Origin of the sequence: Streptomyces sp. NRRL F-2664 (assembly GCF_000719345.1) — a bacterium.
GTDB lineage: Bacteria > Actinomycetota > Actinomycetes > Streptomycetales > Streptomycetaceae > Streptomyces.
Genome location: NZ_JOFX01000193.1, coordinates 1 through 1,709 on the forward strand (window position 1 = coordinate 1; position 1,709 = coordinate 1,709).

Below are 1,709 nucleotides of genomic sequence, written 5' to 3' on the forward strand. Positions count from 1 at the left end.
AGCCTCGGCTACCTGTCACCCGTCGAGTTCGAACAGCAGCACCAGCGAGAACATAGACTCGCTCTCGCAGCATGAATCCCCGTGTCCACACTCCGGGGGGCCTCACTCCCTGCTGGGCGGACGGCTCTGGTTCGGCGTCGGCCTGGACGGGGTCACCGCATAGCGGAACTGTGATGAGTCACGCCGCGAGGCGGACAAGCTGCTGATCAAGCCAACGGGTGGGCCAGGTCGGCGCCGATGTCCGGCAGACATCTCGGGGGACACGGCAGCCCCTGACGGGGCGCCAGTTATGTTTCGAGTCATGCCGGATCATCGGCGCTGAGTCTGGCAGCAACCCATCCCGGGCCGCAGAAGAAGTCTCACAGTTATGTTTTTCGCGGTCCTGCAAGAGGGCCGCTGGCCTCCGGGCCCGGCATGACTGCGTCCCTAAGAATGTTGGGCGGTCCGGGAGGACCGGGTGTGGCTGATGACTGTGTGCCGTTGATGGCTCGAGGGGAGTGGCGTCCGACCACCGCCCGGCCGGGCGCAATGCCCGGCCGGGGTGGGGCGGCAGCTCTGCATAACGTGGATGCGCGAGTACGACACCGATGCCAAGGCCAGCCGCACCGAAGCAGCGGGAAGGTCGCCAGGGTCCAGCACGTCCGCCGGACGAGGCTGCCTCGTACGCATGGTGCCCGGCGGGCAGAGCAGGCGGCCGGGACGCTGGCGGCCAGGCCCGCACCCCCAGTTTCTTCACGATCACCGCGTGTTCCCACCAGCCGCGAACCGCACCGACTGCAGCCGGCCCTCCCCCTGTCGAAACGCCCGGCATTCAGCGGTTCAGGCCCCTCCAGCCTCAGTGAGCGCTTCCTATTCAGGGCATACGGATTCCAGAAAGGGTGACGATCGGGCTGGCAGTATCGGCGCCTGTGACCGTACAGGTATAGCCATTAGCTGGCGACTGCCGACCACCGCTGGCGGTGACGAAGAAACAGCTGGTAATGGGGGAATCGGAATCCCAGCCGGTATTTATAACGATCTGGGTGGCTCTGCTTCTGTCTCCTTGCGTTCCGTCGGAGATGATATATTCTGCCCTTGGGACGGGGGACGTAGGGTTATTGTTCCAGCTCCATGACACCGCGCTCTTCGCATCGACTTTCGCGGGTACAGCGGGCGACCCAAAGCCGCCACTGAAGGTGGCCTGATACCCGGTTTGGTTATTTAGGGTGACGCGGGCCTCCGCCAGGTGCGCCGACGCCGCGCCGGGCCCGGTGCTCGCATATGCGGTCGCGGGGAAGCCGGTGAGGGCGAGGAGCGTGATGGCACCAGCAAGTGCAGGGTGCATATAGTGCATGAGTGACTCTCCAATTTGCAATAGAGGCGGGCTCGTGGATTCGACCAACAGACCACGTTGGGGTTTCGCTAATCAGACCGCACTGACAATCTTAGTACTCCAGCCGGACTGTGAACCGTTCCGGGTTCGGCAGAGTCATGGCACGTTCTTCCCAGTACCCGCTTGATGGGACACCAGCCAGGTCTTGATGGCCGGGGTCTTGTGGGTGGCGTAGTTGTCCAGCACCAGGTGGACCTCCAGCCGACCGTGAAGTTCCCCCCTGATGTTGGACAGCTGGTTTCTACGCTGCGGGGGTGGGGTCGTACTGCAGTAGGGTCCGGGTCTCGAGTGGGGTGAGGTACCCGGACACACGTGGGTGCCGATCTCCGCCTTGAGC

At 64.1% G+C, this 1,709-nt stretch carries 1 protein-coding gene; it reads right to left on the minus strand.

Translation table 11 applies throughout. The features are described 5' to 3' along the window. Positions 1-853: 853 nt before the first annotated feature. Positions 854-1,333 carry a hypothetical protein gene (locus IF89_RS46725; protein WP_158718134.1) on the minus strand — a complete coding sequence of 160 codons (480 nt, stop codon included), beginning with the start codon at positions 1,331-1,333 and terminating at the stop codon, positions 854-856. Between the last annotated feature and the right edge of the window lie 376 nt (positions 1,334-1,709).